This window comes from Moritella sp. 28 (genome assembly GCF_018219435.1).
In the GTDB taxonomy this organism is placed as follows: domain Bacteria; phylum Pseudomonadota; class Gammaproteobacteria; order Enterobacterales; family Moritellaceae; genus Moritella.
Genome location: NZ_CP056121.1, coordinates 4,507,183 through 4,533,347, shown reverse-complemented (window position 1 = coordinate 4,533,347; position 26,165 = coordinate 4,507,183). Strand labels below are relative to the sequence as shown.

At 41.1% G+C, this 26,165-nt stretch carries 20 protein-coding genes and 8 tRNA genes; 24 read left to right on the top strand and 4 right to left on the bottom strand.

Annotated features, from left to right (window positions below):
* Nucleotides 1–48: 48 nt before the first annotated feature.
* The 3 genes from HWV02_RS20145 to HWV02_RS20135 form a co-directional block, all read right to left on the bottom strand.
* Complete coding sequence (locus tag HWV02_RS20145) at nucleotides 49–1,788, bottom strand: GNAT family N-acyltransferase (protein ID WP_211677558.1); 1,740 nt, start codon at nucleotides 1,786–1,788, stop codon at nucleotides 49–51.
* Nucleotides 1,789–1,854: 66 nt separating this feature from the next.
* A complete protein-coding gene (locus HWV02_RS20140; RefSeq protein ID WP_211689234.1) occupies nucleotides 1,855–2,691 on the bottom strand; it encodes an alpha/beta fold hydrolase in 837 nt (278 codons plus the stop codon).
* Nucleotides 2,657–3,682, bottom strand: coding sequence for a M14 family zinc carboxypeptidase (locus HWV02_RS20135; RefSeq protein ID WP_211689233.1), 1,026 nt, complete (start codon nucleotides 3,680–3,682; stop codon nucleotides 2,657–2,659). The genes HWV02_RS20140 and HWV02_RS20135 overlap by 35 nt, the downstream gene beginning before the upstream one ends.
* 159 nt (nucleotides 3,683–3,841) lie before the next feature.
* On the opposite strand from HWV02_RS20135, the gene nhaA reads away from it, so the two are divergent.
* A complete protein-coding gene (nhaA, locus tag HWV02_RS20130; protein WP_211689232.1) occupies nucleotides 3,842–5,059 on the top strand; it encodes a Na+/H+ antiporter NhaA in 1,218 nt (405 codons plus the stop codon).
* Between the two features lie 89 nt (nucleotides 5,060–5,148).
* Here the strand turns inward: nhaA and rpsT are convergent, their stop codons facing one another.
* A complete protein-coding gene (rpsT, locus tag HWV02_RS20125) occupies nucleotides 5,149–5,409 on the bottom strand; it encodes a 30S ribosomal protein S20 (RefSeq protein WP_019442312.1) in 261 nt (86 codons plus the stop codon).
* Nucleotides 5,410–5,609: 200 nt separating this feature from the next.
* Here rpsT and murJ point away from each other — a divergent pair, with 200 nt between their 5' ends.
* From murJ to HWV02_RS20010, 23 genes are all read left to right on the top strand, one after another.
* Nucleotides 5,610–7,169: a murein biosynthesis integral membrane protein MurJ gene (gene murJ / locus HWV02_RS20120; RefSeq protein WP_211689231.1), complete on the top strand. Its 1,560-nt coding sequence runs from the start codon at nucleotides 5,610–5,612 to the stop codon at nucleotides 7,167–7,169.
* A 73-nt stretch (nucleotides 7,170–7,242) separates the two neighbouring features.
* Nucleotides 7,243–8,175: a bifunctional riboflavin kinase/FAD synthetase gene (gene ribF / locus HWV02_RS20115; RefSeq protein WP_211689230.1), complete on the top strand. Its 933-nt coding sequence runs from the start codon at nucleotides 7,243–7,245 to the stop codon at nucleotides 8,173–8,175.
* 34 nt (nucleotides 8,176–8,209) lie between these two features.
* Nucleotides 8,210–11,029 (top strand): isoleucine--tRNA ligase, encoded by a 2,820-nt coding sequence (gene ileS, locus HWV02_RS20110; RefSeq protein WP_211677548.1) that lies wholly within the window; start codon nucleotides 8,210–8,212, stop codon nucleotides 11,027–11,029.
* Nucleotides 11,030–11,341: 312 nt separating this feature from the next.
* The gene (gene lspA, locus HWV02_RS20105; RefSeq protein ID WP_211673142.1) at nucleotides 11,342–11,854 is read left to right on the top strand and encodes a signal peptidase II; all 513 of its coding nucleotides are present in this window, start codon (nucleotides 11,342–11,344) and stop codon (nucleotides 11,852–11,854) included.
* Nucleotides 11,844–12,290 carry an FKBP-type peptidyl-prolyl cis-trans isomerase gene (gene fkpB, locus HWV02_RS20100; RefSeq protein WP_211673141.1) on the top strand — a complete coding sequence of 149 codons (447 nt, stop codon included), beginning with the start codon at nucleotides 11,844–11,846 and terminating at the stop codon, nucleotides 12,288–12,290. The genes lspA and fkpB overlap by 11 nt, the downstream gene beginning before the upstream one ends.
* Nucleotides 12,291–12,302: 12 nt before the next feature.
* On the top strand, nucleotides 12,303–13,247 hold the full coding sequence (ispH, locus tag HWV02_RS20095) for a 4-hydroxy-3-methylbut-2-enyl diphosphate reductase (RefSeq protein ID WP_211690634.1): 945 nt from the start codon (nucleotides 12,303–12,305) through the stop codon (nucleotides 13,245–13,247).
* 249 nt (nucleotides 13,248–13,496) lie between these two features.
* Nucleotides 13,497–13,943, top strand: a complete 447-nt coding sequence (locus HWV02_RS20090; protein ID WP_211689229.1) for a prepilin-type N-terminal cleavage/methylation domain-containing protein — start codon at nucleotides 13,497–13,499, stop codon at nucleotides 13,941–13,943.
* A complete protein-coding gene (locus tag HWV02_RS20085) occupies nucleotides 13,940–14,917 on the top strand; it encodes a PilW family protein (RefSeq protein ID WP_211689228.1) in 978 nt (325 codons plus the stop codon). The genes HWV02_RS20090 and HWV02_RS20085 overlap by 4 nt, the downstream gene beginning before the upstream one ends.
* On the top strand, nucleotides 14,914–15,348 hold the full coding sequence (locus tag HWV02_RS20080; protein WP_211677538.1) for a hypothetical protein: 435 nt from the start codon (nucleotides 14,914–14,916) through the stop codon (nucleotides 15,346–15,348). Before HWV02_RS20085 ends, HWV02_RS20080 begins: the two co-directional genes overlap by 4 nt.
* Before the next feature lie 9 nt (nucleotides 15,349–15,357).
* On the top strand, nucleotides 15,358–19,233 hold the full coding sequence (locus HWV02_RS20075; RefSeq protein ID WP_211689227.1) for a pilus assembly protein: 3,876 nt from the start codon (nucleotides 15,358–15,360) through the stop codon (nucleotides 19,231–19,233).
* Complete coding sequence (locus HWV02_RS20070; RefSeq protein ID WP_211689226.1) at nucleotides 19,233–19,661, top strand: type IV pilin protein; 429 nt, start codon at nucleotides 19,233–19,235, stop codon at nucleotides 19,659–19,661. The genes HWV02_RS20075 and HWV02_RS20070 overlap by 1 nt, the downstream gene beginning before the upstream one ends.
* A 114-nt stretch (nucleotides 19,662–19,775) precedes the next feature.
* Complete coding sequence (gene glnB, locus HWV02_RS20065) at nucleotides 19,776–20,114, top strand: nitrogen regulatory protein P-II (RefSeq protein ID WP_006033375.1); 339 nt, start codon at nucleotides 19,776–19,778, stop codon at nucleotides 20,112–20,114.
* A 261-nt stretch (nucleotides 20,115–20,375) separates the two neighbouring features.
* Nucleotides 20,376–22,997, top strand: a complete 2,622-nt coding sequence (alaS, locus tag HWV02_RS20060) for an alanine--tRNA ligase (protein ID WP_211677532.1) — start codon at nucleotides 20,376–20,378, stop codon at nucleotides 22,995–22,997.
* A gap of 135 nt (nucleotides 22,998–23,132) precedes the next feature.
* On the top strand, nucleotides 23,133–24,356 hold the full coding sequence (locus tag HWV02_RS20055; RefSeq protein ID WP_211677530.1) for an aspartate kinase: 1,224 nt from the start codon (nucleotides 23,133–23,135) through the stop codon (nucleotides 24,354–24,356).
* Nucleotides 24,357–24,476: 120 nt separating this feature from the next.
* Entirely contained in the window at nucleotides 24,477–24,668 is a 192-nt protein-coding gene (gene csrA, locus HWV02_RS20050) for a carbon storage regulator CsrA (RefSeq protein WP_006033372.1), read from the top strand.
* A 202-nt stretch (nucleotides 24,669–24,870) separates the two neighbouring features.
* Nucleotides 24,871–24,962 (top strand) — tRNA-Ser (locus HWV02_RS20045).
* A gap of 84 nt (nucleotides 24,963–25,046) precedes the next feature.
* Nucleotides 25,047–25,123, top strand: a tRNA-Arg gene (locus tag HWV02_RS20040).
* Between the two features lie 89 nt (nucleotides 25,124–25,212).
* Nucleotides 25,213–25,289: transfer RNA gene (locus tag HWV02_RS20035), tRNA-Arg, on the top strand.
* Nucleotides 25,290–25,331: 42 nt separating this feature from the next.
* A tRNA-Arg gene (locus tag HWV02_RS20030) sits at nucleotides 25,332–25,408 on the top strand.
* A gap of 69 nt (nucleotides 25,409–25,477) precedes the next feature.
* Nucleotides 25,478–25,554 (top strand) — tRNA-Arg (locus HWV02_RS20025).
* Between the two features lie 80 nt (nucleotides 25,555–25,634).
* Nucleotides 25,635–25,711, top strand: a tRNA-Arg gene (locus HWV02_RS20020).
* A 24-nt stretch (nucleotides 25,712–25,735) separates the two neighbouring features.
* Nucleotides 25,736–25,812: transfer RNA gene (locus tag HWV02_RS20015), tRNA-Arg, on the top strand.
* A 75-nt stretch (nucleotides 25,813–25,887) separates the two neighbouring features.
* Nucleotides 25,888–25,979, top strand: a tRNA-Ser gene (locus HWV02_RS20010).
* The last annotated feature ends 186 nt before the right edge of the window (nucleotides 25,980–26,165 follow it).

Genomic DNA, 26,165 nt, shown 5'->3' with positions numbered 1-26,165 from the left:
ATCGCTGACTTAATATCAGCGATAATGGGATGTTGTAGATAAGAGCTATTAGCGGTGTTCGAGTTGCAGCGCTTGTGCATTAAAACGTTTTTTGTTTTTATCAGTGAATTGAGCGAGGTCTAATACGATCAAACCATCAATACAATGATTAAAACTGGGGTCAATATTGAAATCAAAAATCTGCACACCACCAGGTTTACACAATTTGATATATTGCTTAAAGAGTGTCGGTACACTAAACCCCATGTGGTTGAGCTGGGCCTTTAGGATGGTCATCCCTTCTTCGGCATCGACATCAGCAAATAAATCCGTTAAACGTGTATTTGCTTCTTCCGACAATCGGAATGGCATAGTGGCACTCGCGACATTGGTATTGTTACCGTAGAAATGTTGATAATAATAGACCAGAAGTTCTTTTGCTGGTTGTGAGTAACTATTACTGATACTCACAGTACCAAACAAGTAGCGACAACCACTGTGTTGAATGATGTATTCCATGATCCCTTGCCATAGGTATTCAAGGCTGCGGGTTCCCCAGTATTTGGGTTGAATAAAGCTACGGCCCAGCTCAATTCCGGTTGCCAAATAAGGTGTCATTGCTGCATGGTAATCAAATAACGTGGCACTATAGAGTTGCTGCTTTACGTTGATGCTCTCAATCTTATTCGTTTCTAATAAGCGATAGGCGCCGATTAACTCCAGCTTCTTATCATCCCACAATAGAATGTGGACATAAGAATTATCGTAGATATCTACATCACGACGCTCGCCTGTGCCTTCACCCACTAATCGAAATGACTCTTCTCTTAATCTGCCGATTTCGCGCATTATGGTGGAGTTTGCTTGATGGCGGTAGCAGTAGATTTGCTTCCCATCACGGCTTTCGCTGATCTTCTGGCAGGCGTGTATTTCACTGCGTAATAATGCTTTATTTTCTGGGTGAGCAATGGCTGACTGCGTATTGAAAATCGATGGTTTGTCTTTGGTTAAGCGGTATAAATGTTTACGAAACAATGCTGTTTTAGTATTGATAGGCAAGTCTAGCGACTGGTAAGTTTGATAATTAATCTGCTCGCCAATACGGATTGAGACGCAGTTGTGAGCGTGTTTAAACATTTCACGGATCAACCACAAGGTCGAAATAGGTTTTGATAATATGGACAAGCTATAAAAAAACAATGAATTCTTAGCATTGATATAAATGGGGATGATAGGGGCTTGGACGCTGCTCGCAATACGCAAAAAACCATTACGCCATTTACCGTCTTTTACACCCTGTGGGCTAATGCGTGAGACTTCGCCAGCCGGAAACATAATAATCACACCTTCATCCTTGAGATGTGTTTTTATTGCTTGTAAACGGTCGCTAGCGGTCCCCCCATTCATGTTATCTACCGGTAATAAATAATCTTTTACTGGTTTGATGATCATAAGCATGTCATTGGCCACGACCTTTACGTCTGGACGGACTTTACTGACCATTTTAAGCAGTGCCATACCATCGAGAGTGCCGATCGGATGGTTGGCGATGATCACTGCTTTACCTGTTGCAGGAATACGCTCTATTTCGTTAGGGCGAACTGAGTAACTAAAGCTGAAGTGCTCAAATACTTGTTCGATAAACTCGATACCTGTGAGGTGTGCATAGGTTTCACCAAATTGGCGTAATTCACGTTCATGAAAGAGTAATCTAAGTGTTGCCAGCATAGGTTTGGCAATGAGACGGGTACTTTTTTTATGAAAAAAGTCCGGATAACGTTGGTTTATTTCCGCTTCTATGTTGAGCATAATCTTCATCCTTTAGATTATTGTTTGTTGTTATCATAGAAGCTTGCTGTGACATTTTTAGTGGTTTTATATGGCAGTTGAGTGACTGCTCAGAACTGGATGTGTGATCCAGCGCGATATTCTATCGCAGATCCACTTACTGTCATCTAAAGGTAAGTCGTGACCTGCTGTGGGGTGATAGTAGATTGGACAGTGCCATTGTGCGGCGATAGCACTACTACAACGAACATCAACTAATTGATCATGTTGACTCGCGAGTAATAAAATATTTTCAATGGGTGCCAGCGGAGGGGGGCTAAAACGGCTTGCAGCATACAGCTGGCGCAAGGCGTTTTGACGGCTGACGGGTTGCAGCTCTGCATAACGACTCCAACGTTGAGACAATGCGTGATTATTATGTTGGGTATGACTAGTCATATTTAAAATAAGTTGTTCTTGCTGTAAAGGTGTACTGGATAATATGCGGATAAGGGTGGTGAGTTTGCTAAATTTTAAACGCTGATAAATAGGACTGAATTGTTTAAAACTGGTATTAATAAAAACCATATGTTCAATTTCGTTAGGAAATCGCTTCGCCCATTCCGTGCAGATCATACCGCCCATAGAAATACCTAATAACCGGATAGGGTAGGATACATCAGGGTTTTTCTGCCTAAATTGTTGTCTAAGTTGCAGGGTGATGTCGGAGATGGAGGCGGGAGTTACGCGCTGCCATTCAGTGCCTGTACCTGGAATGTCACAACATAACACCTGACTGTTAAGCTGCTGCGCTAATTTGATGGGGAAGTCTTCCCAGTGTTGCTGCTGTCGACATAAGCCTCGTACTAATAGCCAAGTTGGTGCGCTGCTATGTTGTCTTGATGACGTCCTATTCTGTATACCAGAGTGATGTTGCGTCGGCATGGCTACGTTCCTTGTTTAGTTGCGGTAACCAATGTGCATAAGACCCAGTTACTTTGATCAAAAATTCCATTAGGACATGATGCTGTCGTAATACGCGTTTAATTCGGTGAGGCTGGATCGGATGGAAAATACCACTGGATTTGAACACTTGAAGTGGGTTCTTTTTGATCCAGGTCCAGGAGCCCATTTCTAGCGTTAGCGGAAGAAAAATGGTATCGAGTTCCAGTGATTGATCATATAAGTAATCCCATAAATCACCATGTGTCATATAGTTACGAGCTTGTGGTTCGAATATATAGTCTTGGTGTGGATAGGTTTCAATAAGCATTTTACGCAGCTTAAATATTTCAGCGAGATGGGGAATAGGTTGTTTTGATTTAGCATAAGGAAACCAAATCTGATTATCAAAACCAAAACCAGAATGACAATCTAGCGCAATACTAAAAGGGGCTGTTAATAATTGTTGGCGAATATGTGCTACCAATACCCGGGATTCAGGTTGCATTGCCTTGCTTTTTTTACCACGATACCAAGGCAGTATATTACTAATGCGCTGCCCTCCCACGAGCCAAGGTACATTGCCAACAGCATCTACCGGAGCATTACGCATTAAATCCACACCATTACCATTGGCGCGACTATTGTTTAGCATACCTATAGGGTTCATGAGTGGCAGGAATAGCAGTTTTACGTGACGGAGTTCTTGATGCAGTGATTGATCCCATTTTAATCGCCTAATGAGGCTTTCAAACAACGCTAAGATAACTTGCGTGCCAATACGCTCTACCCCATGGATTCCACCAACAAAGGCGATGACGGGGACATTGGGTTCTTGTGATCCCATACTGATTGAATACAAGGGGTAGCTGGACTTTTTATAAGACACATGTGCCAAAATCTGACTGTGTAAGTGTTTACCGCCTAACTCAATTAACTTCTCCAGTTGTATTAATTCGGGTAATAACTGCTGTTGTAGTGATTTTAAGGACATTAATAATTACCTAAATGAGTTAAATATAAAGATTAATGTCTACCAATATAGCGAAATTAACAAATTTAAAGGTTAAATCTTTGTGAATTTTCTATACTTGATCTATGTGGTTGATTATTCATTGAATACAAATCCCTGATAATAAGCAAGGAGGCTCATTTGTATAAATCCTTAACGCAATTTCTTCGTACTGAATCCTCAGGCGGTGTATTACTTATCATTGCGGCTATATTGGCGATGCTTGTTGCTAATTCTCCCTTTTCCGATTTGTATCTGGAGTTTTTACATACCGAGATCCAAGTTCGTGTCGCCGATATTGATATCAATAAGTCATTCAGTCATTGGATCAACGATGGCCTTATGGCGGTATTCTTTTTACTTATTGGTTTAGAGGTAAAGCAAGAGCTTGTTGAAGGTGCGCTAGCGAGTCGTAAAAAATCTCTTTTTCCCATTATCGCTGCGGCTGGGGGTATGCTAGCGCCTGCATTAGTCTATTTAAGTTTTAATGCCGCGAATCCAGACGCAATCAAGGGGTGGGCAATCCCTGCCGCCACCGATATCGCCTTTGCATTAGGGGTTTTGTCATTATTGGGTGAACGCGTGCCTGTTAATTTGAAAATTTTCTTATTGGCGCTGGCTATCATGGATGATCTCGGTGTGATCATTATTATTGCCTTGTTTTATACCGTGGATATGTCGGTATTATCACTGAGTTTAGCGTGCGCGTGCATTAGCCTATTGTGGCTAATGCACCGTTACAGCATCATGAGTTTAACGCCTTATCTTATTGTTGGCGCGTTATTGTGGGTAGCAGTACTTAAATCAGGCGTACATGCAACTTTGGCCGGCGTGGTGATCGGTTTTGCTATTCCTATGTATCGTAAAGATGATAAAAATGATGTTGAAAACCCGCACTCTCCAGCGAAAACGTTGGCACGCTGGCTGCATCCTTGGACTAAGTATTATATTTTACCCTTGTTTGCATTTGCGAATGCGGGGGTGCCGTTAACTAATATTCAGTTTAGTGACATGACCTCTGCACTGCCAATAGGCGTTGGATTAGGGTTACTGATTGGCAAACCTTTGGGGATCTTCAGTATTAGTTGGCTAGCGGTGAAGCTAAAAATTGCGACAATACCCGAGGGGATTAATTTTAAACAAATTTTTGCGGTGTCAGTGTTGTGTGGAATTGGCTTTACGATGTCGATGTTTATTACGTCATTAGCATTCACGGATCCGGTGATGGCGGATCTGGCGCGTTTGGGGATATTAATAGGTTCTACATTGGCTGCGGTACTAGGTTATTATTTACTTGCCTGTGCGACAACAACAAAAGATAAGGTGGAAGTTGAGAGAGAATTAGTGGATAAAGGTTGAATTAAGTTGAAATAGAACTGAAATCATATTTTTTAGATATAAAAAAACCAGCCGAAGCTGGTTTTTTCATTATCGTATTCAAGCAATAATTAAAGTGCTTTGATCTTAGCAGAAAGACGGCTCTTAATACGAGCAGCTTTGTTTGCGTGGATCAGGCCTTTACAAGCCATACGATCAAGAATCGGTTGTGCAGCAACAAATGCAGCAGTCGCTTCTTCTTTATTACCAGCAGCGATAGCTACGATAATTTTCTTAGTTAGTGTACGCATCATTGAACGACGTGAAGTGTTGTGCTTACGGCGTTTTTCAGATTGGATTGCGCGTTTTTTAGCAGACTTGATATTAGCCAAGGTCCTACTCCTAAATGTCTAAAGACGTTAATTTTATAAAGGCGAGGAATATGCCTTGCCTAACGAAATTTGTCAATATTTTTTGTGTAAATAACAGGCAAAATATTGGCAACTAACTGCAATGACAGTTAAGATGTGGGACATATTTTAGCAGCAAATGCGCCCCACGAACAGGGTTTGATTGACATAAAAGGTATTTCTTGAGTAATAAATTAATAAAATCTGGCCTTATCGTCAGTTCAATGACCATGATCTCGCGTATTTTAGGTTTAGTCCGAGATGTTATTGTTGCAAATCTAATGGGCGCGGGTGCGGCTGCCGATGTTTTCTTCTTTGCCAATAAAATCCCTAATTTTTTACGTAGACTCTTCGCTGAAGGTGCCTTTGCACAGGCTTTTGTACCTGTTCTTACTGAATATCAACAAACTGGTGATAAACAAAAAGTACGACAATTGATCGCTTCAGTATCCGGCACCTTAGGGGTGTTAGTGACCATTGTTACCTTGTTTGGGGTAATTGGTTCGCCATTAATCACGATTCTCTTTGGTGCGGGTTGGTTTGTGGATTGGCTCAACGATGGACCTGATGCACACAAGTTTGAACTTGCTTCATTTATGCTAAAAATAACTTTCCCTTATTTGTGGTTTATTACTTTTACCGCATTATCTGGTGCAATTTTGAACACTTTGGGTAAATTTGCTGTTGCGGCCTTTACGCCGGTGTTTTTAAATATCGCTATTATTGGTGCGGCATTGTTCATTGCACCTAATTTAGCACAGCCAGAAATAGGACTCGCTATCGGGGTCTTTATCGGCGGTGCAATTCAGTTCTTATTTCAAATTCCGTTTTTAGCAAAACAGAATATGTTGGTGAAACCACGTTGGGGTTGGCGAGATCCTGGTGTGACAAAAATTAGAAAACTAATGATACCGGCAATGTTTGGTGTATCAGTGAGTCAGATTAACTTATTGTTTGATACGTTTATTGCCAGCTTCTTAATGACAGGGTCAATTAGTTGGTTGTATTACTCAGACCGTTTATTAGAATTTCCACTTGGTTTGTTCGGTATTGCGATCGCGACCGTTATTTTACCAGCCCTTTCTCGAACTCATTCAGCCCGCTCTGATAACCAATTTAAACTAACTATGGATTGGGGGGTAAGAGTTGTTCTATTACTGGGAATACCGGCGATGATGGGCATGATAGTGCTTGCCAGCCCAATGCTTAAAGTATTGTTTATGCGTGGTGAATTTGGCGCTGATGACGTCTCTATGGCCTCAATGAGTTTGATGGCTTATGGTTCTGGTTTACTTAGCTTTATGCTAATTAAGGTATTGGCACCAGGTTATTATGCGCGTCAAGATACCCGTACGCCAGTTAAGTTTGGCATCATCGCCATGATCAGTAATATGGGCTTTAACATTATTTTAGCGATTCCATTTGGTTATGTTGGTTTAGCGCTGGCTACAGCGGGGTCTGCGACATTGAATGCAGGCTTACTCTATTGGGGATTGCATAAGGAAGGTGTGTACAAGATTAATAGGGATACCGGTATTGTCGTGGTGAAGTTATTTGTCTCTGCAGGTTTGATGGCAGGCTTAGTGCAATACGCTAAACCAGACATGTCGCAATGGTACGAGTGGAGTTTATTAGACAGCAGTTTATGCTTGTTAGGCTTACTTGGATTAGCTGTAATAAGCTATTCTATGGCTTTATTGGTGTTTGGTTTACGCCCGCGACATTTTAAAATTACCGACTGAGTACAAATTGTTGCTGACCCTGTGCGTTGACTAAGTTATAATTTATCGTTTTAGTGGAATAGTTGGCAAAGACATGGAGCTGATTCGAGGCATTCACAATTTGAAGCCACACCATCAAGGGTGTGTTTTAACTATCGGTAACTTTGATGGCGTTCATCTTGGGCACCAATCGGTATTACGACAGTTAATCGAAAAAGCGAACCAATTGAATTTGCCTGCGACGGTAATGACATTTGAGCCGCAGCCACTAGAGATGATCATTGGCGACAAAGCACCTGCGCGATTAACACGGTTACGTGATAAATATGCAGCGTTAAAAGCTCAAAATATTGATCAACTTTTATGTGTTAATTTTAATAGCAAATTTGCAGCATTATCAGCGGATGAGTTTATTACCCAGTTATTGGTGAATAAATTAGGCGTTAAATATTTAGTTGTTGGTGATGATTTCCGCTTTGGGCATAAACGCACGGGTGACTTTGCTATGTTGCAAGCTGCTGGCGCCAAGTATGGCTTTGATGTGGTGAGCATGGATACCTTTAGCGTTGCTCAAGCACGCGTTAGTAGTACCATGATCCGCGACGCGTTAGCACAGGATAAACTGGATTTAGCCGCCGAACTATTGGGTCGACCATTCAGTATTTTTGGTAAAGTATCTCACGGTGCTAAATTAGGGCGAACTATCGGTTTTCCAACCGCTAATATACCGCTTAAACGCTGCGTAGACCCAATCAATGGCGTGTATGTAGTTGAAGTGTTAGGTATCAGTGATGATGCGATACAGGGCGTTGCAAACATTGGCAAACGTCCTACAGTTGGTGGCGTGTGCTCTCAACTGGAAGTGAATTTATTTAATTTTGATGGTGACCTTTACGGCAAACAGCTAGAGGTTGTCCTAAAGAAAAAATTACGCGGCGAACAGAAATTTGCATCTTTTGATGTACTTCGTCAGCAAATAGAACGAGATGTCATTGCAGCCAAAACCTTTTTTGGCCTGTCAGTTTAATTTTTATGAATACCAATAACGGAAATTAGGATACATGAGCGAATATAAAAAAACGCTGAACCTGCCAAAAACGGGCTTTGCGATGCGCGCTAACTTAGCGAACCGCGAACCAAACATGTTGAAGCAGTGGACGACTGATGATTTATACGGAAAAATCCGTGCCGCTAAGAAAGGTAAAAAAACCTTTATTTTGCACGATGGTCCTCCTTATGCGAATGGTAACATTCACATTGGTCACTCAGTTAATAAGATCCTGAAAGACGTTATTATTAAAGCGAAAGGCTTGTCTGGCTTTGACGCACCTTACATTCCAGGTTGGGATTGTCACGGTCTACCTATCGAATTAATGGTAGAAAAAAAAGTGGGCAAACCAGGCCGTAAAGTAACAGCTGCACAATTCCGTGAAGAATGTCGTAAATATGCGACAAAACAAGTTAACGGTCAACGTGAAGACTTTATCCGTCTTGGCGTACTAGGCGATTGGCAGAATCCATACCTAACAATGGATTTCAGCACTGAAGCAAACATTATCCGTGCTTTAGGTAAAATTGTTGAAAACGGTCACTTACAAAAAGGTTCTAAACCTGTTCACTGGTGTACAGATTGTGGTTCTGCACTTGCTGAAGCTGAAGTTGAATACGAAGATAAGAAATCACCTGCTATCTACGTGCGTTTTACGGCACAAGATCAAGCTGCTGTTAAAGCTGTATTTGGTAGTGATGTTGAAGGTTTGGTGTCAACGGTTATCTGGACGACAACACCTTGGACATTACCTGCTAACCGCGCGGTTGCATTAGCTGAGCGCGTTGAATATTCGCTAGTTAACATGGTAACTGAATCTGGTTCACAGCAACTAATTTTAGCAACAGACTTAGTTGAATCTTGCATGGCTGCATTTGCACCTGAAAGCTTCACTACGTTAGGTACTTGTACTGGTGCTGCACTAGAGAATTTACGCTTTAACCACCCGTTTTATGATTTCGACGTACCAGCAATTTTAGCTGATCACGTAACGACTGAAGCGGGTACGGGCGTTGTTCATACTGCACCGGGTCACGGTCAAGAAGATTACGTGGCTGGCCTACGTTATAACCTAGAGATTGCAAACCCTGTTGGTAACAACGGTGTTTACCTTGAAGATACACCTTTATTTGCTGGTCAACACGTATTTAAAGCAAACGATAGTGTTCTTGAAGTGCTAACTGAAAAAGGTGCGTTACTAAATCACCAAGTACTAAAACACAGCTATCCACATTGCTGGCGCCACAAAACGCCAATCATTTTCCGTGCTACACCACAATGGTTTATCAGCATGGAACAAAATGGTCTGCGTAATGCGGCAATGAAAGAAATTAAAGATGTGCAGTGGGTTCCTTCTTGGGGTCAAGAGCGTATCGAAAGCATGGTAACGAACCGTCCAGACTGGTGTATATCTCGTCAGCGTACGTGGGGTGTGCCAATTTCTTTGTTCGTTCATAACGAAACACAAGAACCGCACCCGCGTTCAGCTGAACTAATGCAAGATATTGCTAACTTAGTTGAACAGAAAGGCATTCAAGCGTGGTGGGATCTTGATTCTGCAGACCTACTAGGTGATGACGCTGTAAACTACACGAAAGCACCTGATACATTAGACGTATGGTTCGATTCGGGTTCAACACACTTCTCAGTTGTTGATGCACGTAAAGAATACGACGGCGCAGATATCGATCTTTACCTTGAAGGTTCTGATCAGCACCGTGGTTGGTTCCAATCATCATTGATGATCTCAACAGCTATTCACGGTAAAGCACCTTATAAAGACGTATTAACACACGGTTTCGTGGTTGATGCGAAAGGCCGTAAGATGTCTAAATCTATCGGTAACGTAATGGCGCCACAAGACGTAATGAACCGTCTTGGTGGTGATATTCTACGCTGGTGGGTTGCAAGTACCGATTACACAGGTGAAATGACGGTATCTGATGAGATCTTAGATCGCAGTGCTGACGCTTACCGTCGTATCCGTAATACTGCACGTTTCTTATTGTCTAACTTAGAAGGTTTCAACCCAGAAACTGATATTGTAGCGACAGAAGATATGGTTGCATTGGATCGTTGGGCAGTGGGTCGTGCACACGCACTACAAACTGAAATCCTAGCCGATTATGAAAACTACCAAATGCAGAATGTAACGCAAAAACTAATGACATTCTGTTCAATTGAAATGGGTAGCTTCTACTTAGATATCATCAAAGATCGTCAGTACACTGCAAAGTCAGACGGAATTGCACGTCGTAGCTGTCAAACTGCGATGTTCCATATCTTAGAAGCGATGGTTCGTTGGACTGCGCCTATCTTAAGCTTTACAGCGTTTGAGATCTGGAATGCAATGCCTGGTGAACGTGCTGAGTATGTATTCACTGAAGAGTGGTACACAGGTCTAACACCACTTGCTAATGATGCTGAGCTAAACAACGCTTACTGGAGTAAGCTACAAGCTGTTCGTAGTGAAGTAAACAAAACTGTTGAACTAGCACGTAACAATGCGGTTGTTGGTGGTTCTTTACAAGCTGACGTTACTTTATATGCGAATGCTGAACTTGCAGCTGACCTTGACAAATTAGGTAACGAATTACGTTTCTTACTATTAACGTCAAACACGACAGTAGTTGCGGTAACAGAAGCGCCTGCAGGCGTTGAAGCAAGCGCTATTGACGGTTTATGGATTAGTGTTGCTAAGAGTGACGCAGAGAAGTGTGAGCGTTGCTGGCATCATAACGAAACAGTAGGTCAGTCTGAAACGCATCCTACTATTTGTGCGCGTTGTGAAGATAATATCGATGGTGAAGGCGAGAAACGTCAATTTGCTTAATTGCTAGTGTGTTCATTACACCGAGCAAGTTAAAGAAGGGTAATAACCATTAAGCTGTTATTATCCTTCACATAGAATGCCTACTGTGTACTGGTTAGTTTAATCAGTATAAATACAGTAGGCATTTTTTTATGGATAAAAGCTTAACCCGTGTCATGAAAATGATATGATTGTAAATAATCTATTCCAATATGCTGGATTGATACCAATAACAATGCACTGTTTATACCCAAGCGATTGATATAGCATCTTGAAGTAACTTGGGTATATTTTATATTTATCGTCATCACGTTGACGTATCAGAGGATAATCATGACCGTAGGCACAACAAAGAGAACAGGATTAATTTGGCTGTGGTTAGCCGTTGTCGTATTTTTTATTGATTTGGGTACCAAGACTTTTGTGGTGAGCCATTTTCAATTAGGTGAATCGGTAAATGTGTTACCTGTGTTTAATTTTACCTATGCACGTAACTATGGTGCGGCATTTAGTATGTTTGCAGATGCAGGCGGTTGGCAGCGTTGGTTCTTTGGCGTAATAGCGGTATCGGTTTCTGGTCTGTTGATTTATTGGTTAAAGAAACAACCAGCTCAGCAGTATTGGAGCAATATTGCTTACGCACTTATTTTAGGTGGTGCGTTAGGTAATTTATATGATCGTATTATTCATGGTTATGTAATTGATTTTTTACATGTGTATTGGGATACAAGCCATTTCCCTATTTTCAATTTAGCAGATACTTGGATCTGTATTGGTGCCGCGATGTTAATCTTGGAAGCCATTATGGAAAGTAAAAATGACAAGGACTCATCAAATGACAGTTAACGTAGCAACAATTGGTAATGATAGCCAAGTACTAATGCATTTTACTATTACCTTAGCAGATGGCTCTGTTGCTGATAGTACTGAACTACAAGGTAAGCCAGCCAAATTAGTGATTGGTGATGGTAGCTTAACGCCTAATTTTGAACGCTGTTTATTAGGTTTAACTGTCGGCGATAAAAACAAGTTTGAACTGCAACCAGAAGATGCATTCGGACAGCCGAATCCAGATAATATTTATTATTTAGACCGTGCTAAATTTACCGAAGTAAAAGCGGAAGTCGGTTTGATTGTTGGTTTTACTCAGCCAGACGGTGCTGAATTACCGGGCATGATTCGAGAAGTGATTGGTGACTCGGTAACTGTCGATTTTAATCATCCGTTAGCTGGACAAGTTGTAACGTTTGAAGTTGAAATTTTAGAAATTAATGCAGAATAAATAAGGTTTATGATGGAAATTTTACTCGCTAATCCTCGTGGCTTCTGTGCCGGTGTTGACCGTGCTATTAGCATTGTTGAACGTGCGCTTGAGCTGTTTGAAACCCCTGTTTATGTACGTCACGAAGTTGTGCATAACCGCTATGTGGTGGATGGCTTAAAAGAGAACGGTGCTATTTTTGTCGAAGAGCTTGATGAAGTGCCAGACGGTCGTGTGGTTATTTTTAGTGCGCATGGCGTATCTAAAGCGGTACAAGCTGAAGCTAAACGTCGTGACCTAAAAGTATTTGATGCAACTTGTCCGCTTGTGACAAAAGTACATATGGAAGTGACTCGTGCGAGTCGCCGTGGTATTGAATGTGTATTGATTGGTCATAAGGGTCACCCTGAAGTCGAAGGTACTATGGGTCAGTATGACAATGCTGATGGTGGTATGTATCTGGTTGAGTCGATTGCGGATGTTGCTGTTTTAGATGTTAAAGATGTGACAAACCTAACTTACAGCTCACAGACTACGTTATCGGTAGATGATTGCTCAGCTATTATTGACGCACTGCGTGAACGTTTCCCAGAAATTAGGGGACCACGTAAAGATGATATTTGTTACGCAACACAGAATCGTCAGGATGCGGTATCTAAACTAGCAGGTATGGTTGATATTATGTTTGTGGTTGGTTCTAAAAATTCATCAAACTCGAACCGTCTACGTGAAAAGTCTGAAAACCTTGGTGTCCCGTCTTACCTCATTGATAATGCAGGTGATATTGACTCTATATTATTGGAAGGTAAAGCTAAGATTGGTGTTACAGCAGGCGCGTCTGCACCTAAAGTGTTGATCGATCAGGTTGTTGAAAAGCTCCAAGAATACGGAGGTAAACTGGTGACTGAAGTCGAAGGGCGTCCAGAAAATACGATATTTGAAGTGCCAGCCGAATTACGTATTAAGCAAGTAAATTAACTCGCACTATTGATAGGCTCGTTTAGTCATCGACTCGACGAGCTTTATCCACTCATACACTCTTTTTAACTAATCTCTAATATCTCACCTCTATACCCTATAATTTTATTTGAATACCAGCTTGGTTTGCTACCGCATTGAATCATCGATTTAATTAATGTTGAGTCTCACAGAATAAATGCATTGTGTTTACATAAAATAAACATATGTGTAACATGGTCGTGTATAAATTATTTAAGTGAGTTAGTTATGCAATCTAGAAAGGAATCTGGATTCAGTCTCATTGAAGTGATGATCACATCATTCATCCTTGCCGTTGGCCTATTGGGCATAGTGGCATTGCAAGGGATTGCGAAGAAATCATTAGCAGATACAGACAAGCAAATTGAAGCTTCATATCTTGCGCGTACGGCGTTGCAAGAATTGCGGACGAATACCGCTTGGATTAAGCCTTCCTCAAGTTCATCTGATACCCAAGACGTCATACTCACTAGAATTCTTACCAATGTGGCAAGCTCTGCTAAGCGTAGCAATATGAATTTATGCCGTAATGTCACCGATACTTACACTGTCCGTATTGCTGTGAGCTGGCAAGTTCAAGGGGTAGACGCTGCTAAGCAAAGTAAAAATTGTGGAAAACGAGTGACTAATCGTCGACAAGTTATGCTAACTAGTTTTATCAAGGAGGCTATATGAGAGCGAAGCAAGCGGGCTTTAATTTAGTGGAACTGATGATTGCGCTGGTTATTGGTTTGGTGCTTATGGTGTCAATCACAACGATGTTTGTGGATACTAAAGTCTCGGCTAATCGATCTTCAACCGTTTCCAATTTACAGCAACAGGCACAATTGGCCTTGCAAGTATTAGTGGAAGACGTACGTGCTATCGGGAGTTTTGCTGAATTTTCTGGGGAGATTATCACTGATCTCCCTAACATAGTTCCTGGTAAGTGTAATATAGTATCTACAGTCACGGGAGCAAAGAGTGAAAACTACCATCATCCAGAATACGCTAATTGGATTTTTAGTTTCAAAGCTGCGAGTGCCGCTAGTGCTGCGATTACCGCCAATGTGATAACTGATGCTCCTTGTCTCGAAAAAGATCATAGCATGACTGAGCAAAGTGATGTGCTTTCTATTTCACGGATCCGAGGGGCTATTATCCCTACCGCCAGTGTTAATGCTAAGAGTTATCATGTTGCGATCACTCCTATGCAAGCGAAGTTATTTACAGGTGTAACCCCGAATATAGCTAACGCCGAAATATACCCTTACTTACATCACACTTATTTTGTGCAAGCGCATGCAACAGACGGTACAAAATTAAGTCGATTCAGCTTTATTGACGGTAATTTTAGTAATGATTTGGTTGTTAGCAATATAGAACAAATCCGGATTGATTTTGGTGTCGACACTAACGGTGATGGCCGACCTGAAAGTTACTTTGCAAGCAGTAATATTACCGACTTGATGTGGCGTACTAATCAGCTTGTATCTGCGCGAATATACGTGCTCGCACGTGCTAAAAATAAAGATTTAACATTAAATAATGACGAGGCGTTTAACGACAAATTTGAACCTTTTAGCCCACCGAATAATGATAATTATCGTCGTTTTTTATTATCAACAACGGTCGTGATAAAAAATAACATGATGGCGGTGACACAATGAAACATCAGCGAGGCGTTACCTTATTTATTGTGATTATTATATTGGTTGTTATTACTTCATTGGCTGCTGCCGTGATAACCCAAACGCGCTTAGGGCAACATTCGATAGGTTTGACGCAAGACAAATTAGCGAATGAGCAAGCGTTATTAGGCAGCGTTAGTGAAGTGATGAGTAACCCTAATTTAATTAACGATATTATGGAGTGGGGGGAGGGAGCTAGTTCCGCTTTAAGTACGAGCGGTACTTCGCATGTGACTCTAGAGCAGCGCGGAGAAGGTCATTGTAAGCGAAGTGTAAACGCTTCGAGTGTCAATTTAATTAACTGTCGATTTGTGAAAATGGATTTTACACAAGACGATGGCCCGCGAGTTAAAGGTCTGGCAATGACCGCTGGCGTAGAACAGCCATTTTTGGCAGCGCAAAATCAATAGGGATAGGCAATGAAAAGGATTTTCAAACCAGTCAGCGTTATTTTCGCTGGATTGATGGCATTACATGCAGGGGCTGATGAAGGTGAAATTTATTCAGTTAGCTTAAATGGTAAGCCGCAAGTACTGATTATTTTAGATACCTCTGCTCATATGCGTGAAGAGGCGGATTATCCTTACCCTAAGTATTATGACCCGCATATTGCATATCCACCGACACCAGATACAAATGTTGAAGATATCATTTACCGTTGGCTCTACGGTGGTGAGCAATTTTATTATAACAATAGTGTTAACGCTAAGGCGCTCAATCACACAGAGCTACGTGGTATAGCAGAAAAAGCGGTTGATACTTATTCGGGGGGCGCAGCTCTTACAGGTGATGAACAAGTTAAATACGACGAGTTTGTTACGACGATTCCGACTCGAGACAGTAGTAATAAGCTCGACTTTTCTAAAATGAATTGCTATTCAGCTGTCGCGGATTTTCAAGGTGATCTTGGTGCTTATCAAGACTATGTTGCTCAGTGGTTACCTGGCCCTTTAAAGTTTGGAGATGGCGTTGTAGGGATCCCGTATGAGTGGCGTACAATTGGCAGTAAAACTAGTATCGGGCGTAAATTTGTTGATTGTGACCAAGATATAGCTACGGGTGAAAAGCGAAACCCCGGTTACGAACACAGTGGGGTGATTAAGGCTGAAGAAGTCAACGAAGATGGTGAATCAGATGATGGTTCAGCTGATGGGTATGTTGAAAATCCGGATCGAGAAGGTTTTCCATCGAACGGACCTGAATATTATTGGAATATCTATGAAGATACGGCTCAAGGAAGATTTAATGGTGATAGTAATAATAAAGCGTATTTATATTCAGATAATTTAGTTAAATGGGCAGCGTTAAAACCGACAAGTGGCGCAACGATTCAATTATCAAATTTGCAGATCGCTAAAAAAGTTGTTTTAGATTTGATGCTGGATACAACAGAAATTAATACTGGATTAGAAATTTTTAATCCGAATAACTCTATCACTAAACTCGACATTCTAAATAATAATGGTGGTCGAATTATTTCGAAGGTGAGCTCTTATGATCCTGATGGTTACGATGCTACGACTAATGGCTATGTAAATAAAAAAAGTCTGCTAAAAAGCCAAATGCAAGATATTTTTACTACGAGTATGTCTAAGTCTGCCTTATGCGAAAGTTTGTACGAAGGATATCGATATCTATATGGTCAAGGTGTTTGGTATGGGGATGATGTTTTAATTGGAGAAAAACCAGAACGCGACCAAAGTGCAGAAGCTAGCGGTACTTACATTAGTCCTATGGATTGGGTAAATAGTTGTCAAACCGAAGCCTATATAATTATGGTCACAACAGGTCATCACGATGTATCTTCTAGACTTACTGATATTGTTAAGTGTGGTGGTATCTTTGGTGGGCGAATTAGAATTGATGCGTATGATCACGATAGTAAAGCTAATGAGTTGATTGAACAATTACCTGGAATGACCGCACAGGATATTGTAGACAAAGCGGTACAAGTTAATGATGCAGATACGACCTGTGATAAAAACCTACTCCCTGTACTATCAGGTTGGTTAGCAAATAATGATATGAACCCTACTACTAAGGATATAAAGGAGCGTATTGTTACTTATACTGTCGGTATTGGAAAACTGGATGATAAACGTCGTAATTTGTTAGAGAAAACGGCTAAATACGGTGATGGTGAATTTTATAACGCGCTTGATGCGAATGAATTACGTCAGAAATTAGATATGGTTTTTGCTGATATTATAACTAGACAGCAAGGTGTTACAGCGGCCGTTGGTACTTCTATTAATAGTAGTAATTCAACTAAGAGTAATGAATTTGTTTATTACCCTATGTTTAAACCGAGTCAAACTAGTCGCTGGCGAGGTAACTTGCGTAAATTTAAAGTTACTGATGACGGTACCTTGAGTGCATGGACGCAATCAGCAAGCGATGCTACGTCAACTAATTCAGATATATTACCAGCCTTGACTGGTAGTGACTCTAGTTTCTTTAATGATAATTTGTATTCAGCTTGGAGCTCAGAGAAAGGCCTCAATGATGTAGATAAAGGTGGTGTTGTAGAAGCATTTAGCACCCTTGAATCAACGGATACACGTAATATTTATATCACTAATGCTGATAATAGTGCGTTGCTAACTTTGAATAAAGATAATTTAAAAATCGCCCTATCTGTTGAAAGTGACGCGAATTTAGCGAGTGCTCTTGGTGTATCGGAAGCCACTTTAGACGCTGCAATTAGTTGGTTACAAGGTAAAAATGAAGCGGATGAATATCGTGATGATATCTTCGGCGATCCTATGCATGCAGAGCCATTAATTGTTGAATATCCAGATTCTAAACCACGGATATTTATTGGTACTAATGCCGGATTCTTCCATGCATTTAAAGATAACGGGCGTAGTGTTGAAGAAGAGTGGGCATTTATACCGAAAGAAAATCTCGCCATGGCGCTTATGTTAAACCTGCAAATCACAAGAGCTGAAAATCGCATTTATGGAATTGATGGCACAGCTGTTGATGCTCATTATTATGAAAATCCAGACAATCTTAAGCATATAATTACCTTTGGCTTACGACGAGGTGGGGAAAAATATTTTTCCTTGAATGTTAATCTTGATCGCAGCAAAGTAAATACCATCCCAGAATTAAACTGGGTGATGGAAAATGCTCCAGCACCAATAGCAAAAACGTATCCAGAATTGGCTCAAACTTGGTCGACTCCTATTGTGAGTAAAATTCTTAGAGAGGACCCGGATCAAAATGATAGACCGGTATTAATTTTTGGTGGCGGCTATGATACTAATAAAGATACTTGCGGTTCCAATAGTAGCAGTTCAGGTATTAGTAATATTTGTAGTGATACAACAGGTCGAGCTGTGTATATAGTCGATGCAATTAGCGGTGTTGTCGTGGAGTCGTTTGGGGGATTTAGCGATAGTATTGCCAGTCGGTTAGCTGTAATGGATAGCGATGGTGATAGCTATGCTGACCGAATTTATGCGCCTGACACAGCGGGTAATATCTACCGTATTGATATGACGAAAGCCTTCGATACTGATAAAAATAAATTTACCAAGGGTGCAAATACCTTTGTTCAACTTGCTAGTCTTGGTGGCTCGGGGGATAGTGATCTCCGATTTTTCAGCGCGCCATCAATTGTAAGAGCAAGGGATATAAATGGTAACTCCTATGATGGTTTATTATTAGGTAGTGGAGATATTACCAGCCCGAATTCTAATATTACCGTGCGTAATTATCTCTTTAATATTAAAGATAAAGATATATACCCTACAGTGTGGGGGGAAGGGCTTGGTAAAAAGCCTGAACCTACAGTGATAAAACGCGATAATTTATCTTTGATTAGTAATAACAACGTCTCTGGTAATGAAACTGTCACGGATGTCGAGAAAGACACTGTATTATCAGGTTGGCGTTATAAATTAAATGAAGCAGCTGAAAAGTCCCTTGGTGCTGCTGTCGTTATTAATGGTGTTGTACATTTTAATACTTATACTCCTTTTGCCAGTGACTATGTTATAGAAAATGGACAGTGTGTTGCGAACCTATCGGGTTATAGCCATTATTATCAACTCAACTTGAATGTTGGTACAAAAAAATATTATCGAAAATTACAGAATGTAATCGCTAAAGATCTTGCGGTTCATGCTGCGTCGAATAATGGTGCATCAGTATTACGTTTACTCGGTGCGGGGAAAGGGGACAGTAAAATGGTCGGTGGTGTTGCCGTTAACAAAGGAACTATTGATACGGAAGTATCGTTAGTACCGCATTCTACCTACCGTTACTTCAATGAGGCGGCGCAATAATGACAAATAAACAGACGGGTTTTACCCTCGTTGAATTGATGATCGTCATCGCGATTATCGGCATTTTAGCGGGTATTGGTTATCCTTCTTACAGTGCTTATATTATGAATAACAATCGTAATGATGCAAAAACGGCATTGTATAAAGCGCAGTTATTACAAGAGCAGTTCTATTTAGATAATAGACAGTATGCAACCTCATTAACCACAGGTGTGGCGAATACATTATCTGGCTGGGATGATGACAGTGACTATTACACCTTTGCACTGAGTGCTAGCAGTACTGCAAACAACTATACGATAATTGCGACTGTCGAAGCTGGCAGTACGCAGGCTAATGATACAAATTGTGCCTCTTTTACCATTGATAATCTTGGTTCAACTACGTCGATGAATAGTGAAGATGAAGCAACAACAGATTGTTGGTGACTTTCTATAAAAAGAAATTTAGCGATTTCATCGATTTAATTACTCGTCTGATTGGCAATTCGAGTTTGCTTCGGTATGCTAATAGTTATATTTAGGGGCTAACAGGGACTGAACATGAAAAAAATTGAAGCGATTATTAAACCGTTTAAACTTGATGATGTACGTGAAGCGCTTGCAGAAATTGGCATTACAGGTATGACTGTATCTGAAGTGAAAGGTTTTGGCCGTCAAAAAGGTCATACCGAGCTTTATCGTGGTGCTGAATACATGGTTGATTTTCTACCTAAAGTAAAACTCGATCTTATTGTGCAAGACGATGACGTTGACGCATGCATCGACTCTATCGTTGAAACTGCGCATACAGGTAAAATCGGTGACGGTAAGATCTTCGTTACCGCTGTAGAACGCGTGATCCGTATTCGTACCGGTGAAGAAAACGAAGAAGCAATTTGATAACTATCAGTGAGATGAGTTACTGATAGTCGAATGGTTTTATAAAAACACCGAGCATTTATGTTCGGTGTTTTTTTTTAGCCTGCAAATCTAATCTAAATCTAAGCTGATTCGGTTGATTGACACACACAAAATCACGACCCAAGGGCGTCTCTGAGTTAGCATTTTGACGCGGTTTGGGTATAATCACTTCATTAACAGATCCGTTTATATTATTAAATCTAAACAATCGCTCATAATTAAAGCACCCAGGACGATTCCATGACAATGTCTACAGCTGAGATCCGCAACGCGTTTCTTGATTATTTTGCCAGTAAAGGGCACAACAAAGGTACAAGTAGCTCACTTGTACCTGCTAATGATCCAACTTTGTTATTTACAAATGCGGGCATGAACCAATTTAAAGACGTATTCCTAGGTGCAGAACAACGTTCATATACACGTGCCACAACGTCTCAACGCTGTGTACGTGCTGGTGGTAAACACAACGACTTAGATAACGTAGGTTATACTGCGCGTCACCATACATTCTTTGAAATGCTAGGTAATTTTAGCTTTGGTGATTACTTCAAAGAAGATGCGATCTTATTTGCATGGGAATTCTTAACGGTTGTCCTGAAACTGCCAAAAGAAAAATTGCTGGTTACCGTTTATGAAAGTGATGATGAAGCATTTTCATTCTGGGCGAACAAAGTAGGCGTGCCTGAAGACAAAATTATTCGTATTGGTGACAAATCACCAGAGAAGAAATTTGAATCCGATAATTTCTGGTCGATGGGTGACACTGGTCCATGTGGTCCATGTTCTGAAATATTCTACGACCACGGCGAAGATATTTGGGGTGGCGTACCGGGCTCAGCAGAGGAAGACGGTGACCGTTTCATTGAGATCTGGAACTTAGTATTCATGCAGTTTAACCGTCAAGCTGACGGCACAATGGAAGAACTACCAAAGCCATCTGTTGATACAGGTATGGGTCTTGAGCGTATTTCTGCAATTATGCAAAATGTACACTCAAACTACGAAATCGATATCTTCCAAACTCTAATCAAGCATGTTGCAGAGCTTATCGGTACAACTGATTTAGAAAACAAATCATTACGCGTAATTGCCGATCACATTCGTGCATGTAGCTTCCTGATCTCTGACGGCGTTATGCCATCAAATGAAGGTCGTGGTTATGTACTACGTCGTATCATTCGTCGTGCAGTTCGTCACGGTAATAAACTTGGCGCGAAAGGTCCATTTTTCAACAAACTTGTTGCGAAAATGGTCGAACTCATGGGTGATATTTCTGACGATCTAGTAAAACAACAAGCAATTGTTGAAAAAATCTTACTTATCGAAGAAGAGCAGTTTGGTAAAACACTTGAACGTGGTCTGAACATTCTAGACAATGAATTGTCACAACTAGACGGAAAAGTTGTTCCTGGTGATGTCGTATTCAAACTTTACGATACCTATGGTTTCCCATCTGATCTAACGGCTGATATTGCACGCGAACGCGATCTAACGATTGACGAAGACGGCTTTAAAGCAGCAATGGAAGAGCAACGTAATCGTGCGCGTCAAGGTTCTAACTTTGGCACTGATTACAACGAAATGATAAAAATTGATGCTACAACTGAATTTTTGGGTTACCAAACGCTGACATCTGATGCGCAAATCGTTGCATTAATTAAAGATAACGCTGAAGTTGAGCTGTTAAATGACGGTCAAGAAGGTGCTATTGTTTTAAACCAAACACCATTCTACGCAGAAGCGGGCGGCCAATCTGGTGACCAAGGTGTGATCAAAATTGGTGATGCAGTATTTACTGTAACTGACACCAAAAAAGCAGGTAATGCAACGGTTCACTTTGGTACTGTTTCGGGTGTTATTGAAGTTAATACCCAAGTTATCGCCGATGTTGATGTTAGCCGTCGTAAAGCGATTGGCCTTAATCACTCTGTTACTCACTTGGCACACGCTGCATTGCGTAAAGTTGTTGGCGAAAATGTACAGCAGAAAGGCTCATTAGTATTACCAGAACGTTTACGTTTCGATTTTTCACACTTTGAAGGTGTAACAGCAGCGCAATTGCTTGAAGTTGAACGTTTGGTTAACGCACAAATTCGCGCAAACCACGAAGTTGTAACTGAAGTAATGGACATTGATGCTGCGCGTGAAGCGGGTGCAATGGCACTATTCGGTGAGAAGTACGATGATGAAGTGCGCGTAGTGCGCATGGGTGATTTCTCAATTGAACTGTGTGGTGGTACGCATGTTAAACGTACTGGCGATATTGGTTTCTTTAAGATTTTATCTGAAAGCGGAATCGCTGCAGGTGTTCGTCGTGTCGAGGCGGTAACGGGTGATTCTGCATTAGCATATGTTCACGATCTTGTTGCCAAAATACAAGAAACTGCAGGTTTAGTGAAAGCGGACCAAAATACAGTTGTGGCAAAAGTGAGTCAAGTACTCGACCGTAATCGTAGCCTAGAAAAAGAAGTTGAGAAGTTAAACGTACAAGTAGCAAGTGCTGCGAATGCTAACTTGATCGATCAGGTACAAGTGATAAACGGTGTTAAAGTACTTGTTGCTAATCTAAAAGGTGCTGATCCTAAGTCGCTACGTAGCTCGATGGATGAACTGAAGAACAAACTGCAAAGCGGTATTATTGTTCTTGGTATTCCTGGCGAAGGCAAAGTTAACCTAATCACGGGCGTAACTAAAGATCTAATCGGTAAAGTGAAAGCGGGTGAGCTCGTAAGCTATCTAGCAGTTCAAGTCGGTGGTAAAGGCGGCGGTCGTCCAGACATGGCGCAAGCGGGTGGTTCAAACCCTGAAGCGCTAGCTGCAGCGCTTGAATCAGTGACTCCTTGGTTAACTGAAAAATTATAAGTTAGTATTATTAGTTAACAACACATCGTTGTTAACTAAGTTTAAATAAACAGTGTAATAACAACGAGTAGGCAATCCTTCTCGTTGTTTTGAACACAGGCGGTGATAAATTAAAGGTTATTAAAGGAAGTTGTTGTGGCGTTGTATGTACAAAAATATGGGGGTACTTCAGTTGGTTCAATTGAGCGCATTGAAGCTGTTGCCCAGCGAGTGAAAAAATCTCGTGAACAGGGAAATCAAATAGTTGTGGTCGTGTCGGCTATGTCTGGTGAAACTAACCGTTTACTGGGCATGGCGAAAGCGCTCGATGAGAACGCCGACCGCAGAGAAATGGATGTATTAGTTTCAACGGGTGAACAGGTTACGATTGCATTGTTAACCATCGCGCTGCATAAAGCTGGTGTCGATGCGATATCAATGACTGGTGATCAGGTTCAAATGAAAACCGATAACAGCCATGGTAAGGCTCGCATCAAAACTGTTGAAACAGACAACTTACAACGTCATCTAGATGAAGGTAAAGTGGTCGTAGTTGCAGGTTTCCAAGGTCGTGATGAAGATAATAATATCACGACGTTAGGGCGCGGCGGCTCGGACACAACCGCAGTTGCAATTGCAGCTGTACTGAAAGCTGATGAATGTCAGATTTATACTGACGTTAATGGCGTCTATACCACCGACCCTCGGGTTGAACCGCGCGCACGGAAATTAGATTGCATCACTTTCGAAGAGATGCTTGAAATGGCGAGCCTAGGTGCCAAAGTATTACAAATTCGCTCGGTCGAATTTGCAGGGAAATACAATGTACCTTTACGTGTTCTATCTTCATTTGAAGAAGGTGAAGGGACATTGATTACTTACGAGGACGTAAAAAAAATGGAATCAGCAATCATATCTGGCATTGCGTTTAACCGCGATGAAGCAAGTTTAACAATATCAGGTATCCCTGATGAACCTTTAGTCGCAGCCAATATCTTAACGCCAATTGGTGATGCCGGTATTGATGTTGACGTTATCGTCCAAAATGCACATGGTGAAGATGGTCTTGTTGATTTTACCTTTACTGTTCATCGTGACGATTACCAAGCCGCGAGAGCTCTCTTGGAAAAGACTTGCGAAGAATTATCTGGAAAAGATGTGCAAGGTAACGATCGTATTGCTAAAATTTCAATAGTAGGTGTCGGTATGTGGAATCATCCAGGTGTCGCTAAAACAATGTTTGAAGTTTTAGGCAGTGAAGGGATCAACATGCAGTTGATTTCAACCTCTGAAATTAAGATTTCAGTGATCGTTGACGAAAAGTATTTAGAACTCGGTGTACGTGCATTGCACGCTGCATTCAACTTAGATGTTGCTTGAACTGAGTGAATTAACAGCAAATTAAGTCTTATTTATTCTTTTCTTGTTTTACATTGAAGCTTTTAATAGAATAATAAGCGGCTTAACAAAAATATAATGAATTAGTTGAGGAATAAATTAATGCTAATATTGACGCGCCGTGTTGGCGAAACACTTATGATCGGTGATGAAGTTACAGTTACTGTTCTAGGTGTTAAAGGTAATCAAGTTCGTATCGGTGTTAATGCGCCTAAAGAAGTATCTGTTCACCGTGAAGAGATCTACATGCGAATTCAAGCAGAAAAAGGCGAAAGCCCTGAAGGCAACTTCTAAATTAGAATAATAAAATTATTACAGATTGGGTTTAGCGATAGCTAAGCCCTTTTTTTTATCTGTTTTTTGACTATTTTGGGACTTTCATCCTATTTATGCTGCAATAGTAGTTTTGTTGTTTGAAACTTAAACAGTTACTTGGGAGTGGTTAATTAACATTTGACTTATTTTCCAGTATCCGTATTATGAGCGCCAACAACACGGAGAGGTGGCCGAGTGGCCGAAGGCGCTCCCCTGCTAAGGGAGTATGGGCTTTAAATCCCATCGAGGGTTCGAATCCCTCCCTCTCCGCCATTGTTGTCCTACTCCTATCACATGTTTGAAAATGTGTTATAGTGTTTCGGTCAGCTTTTTGGTCGTTGTAAGAAATAATTGTATGCGGATGTAGCTCAGCTGGATAGAGTACCTGGCTACGAACCAGGCGGTCGGAGGTTCGAATCCTCCCATCCGCACCATTATTTCGATTAGAATTAATTCTAAGTAGTTAGTAGAAGTTGAAAACACTTAATCTAATTATGAAAATTATACGTTAGACCAAATATGTGCGGATGTAGCTCAGCTGGATAGAGTACCTGGCTACGAACCAGGCGGTCGGAGGTTCGAATCCTCCCATCCGCACCATTGGTTTTAACTCAAGAATAGATATAACAGAATAAATTATGTGCGGATGTAGCTCAGCTGGATAGAGTACCTGGCTACGAACCAGGCGGTCGGAGGTTCGAATCCTCCCATCCGCACCATTTATTCAAATCAACTAGAGATTTCAAACTAGACGTTGTAGAACGTAAACCTAACAGAACAAATTATGTGCGGATGTAGCTCAGCTGGATAGAGTACCTGGCTACGAACCAGGCGGTCGGAGGTTCGAATCCTCCCATCCGCACCATTTGTTCAAACCACAATTTAATTTTTATGGTTTAATTCGTTAAACGGTAAAATAAAACAAGTTCTTAAAATAGAAAATGTGCGGATGTAGCTCAGCTGGATAGAGTACCTGGCTACGAACCAGGCGGTCGGAGGTTCGAATCCTCCCATCCGCACCATCTATTTTAAATATAATTTTTTGTGCGGATGTAGCTCAGCTGGATAGAGTACCTGGCTACGAACCAGGCGGTCGGAGGTTCGAATCCTCCCATCCGCACCATTTATTATATTATTATGATTTTTCCGATGTAAGTCTTTACATTGTCGATGTTTTTCATAATAATAGGGTTTGTGTGGAGAGGTGGCCGAGTGGCCGAAGGCGCTCCCCTGCTAAGGGAGTATGGGCTTTAAATCCCATCGAGGGTTCGAATCCCTCCCTCTCCGCCATTAAATAAAGAAACCGCTTAATTGCGGTTTTTTTATGCCTGAAATTTACCTCACCAACTATCTGCTGATTATGGGCGTTCCGCTATATTGTTATTTTTGGTTATTATTACAGAATCGGGTGGTGGTTTATCTTGGTTGCATATGTGGCTGGGGCTTTCTCGTTAGATAATAAAGTAAGACTGATTG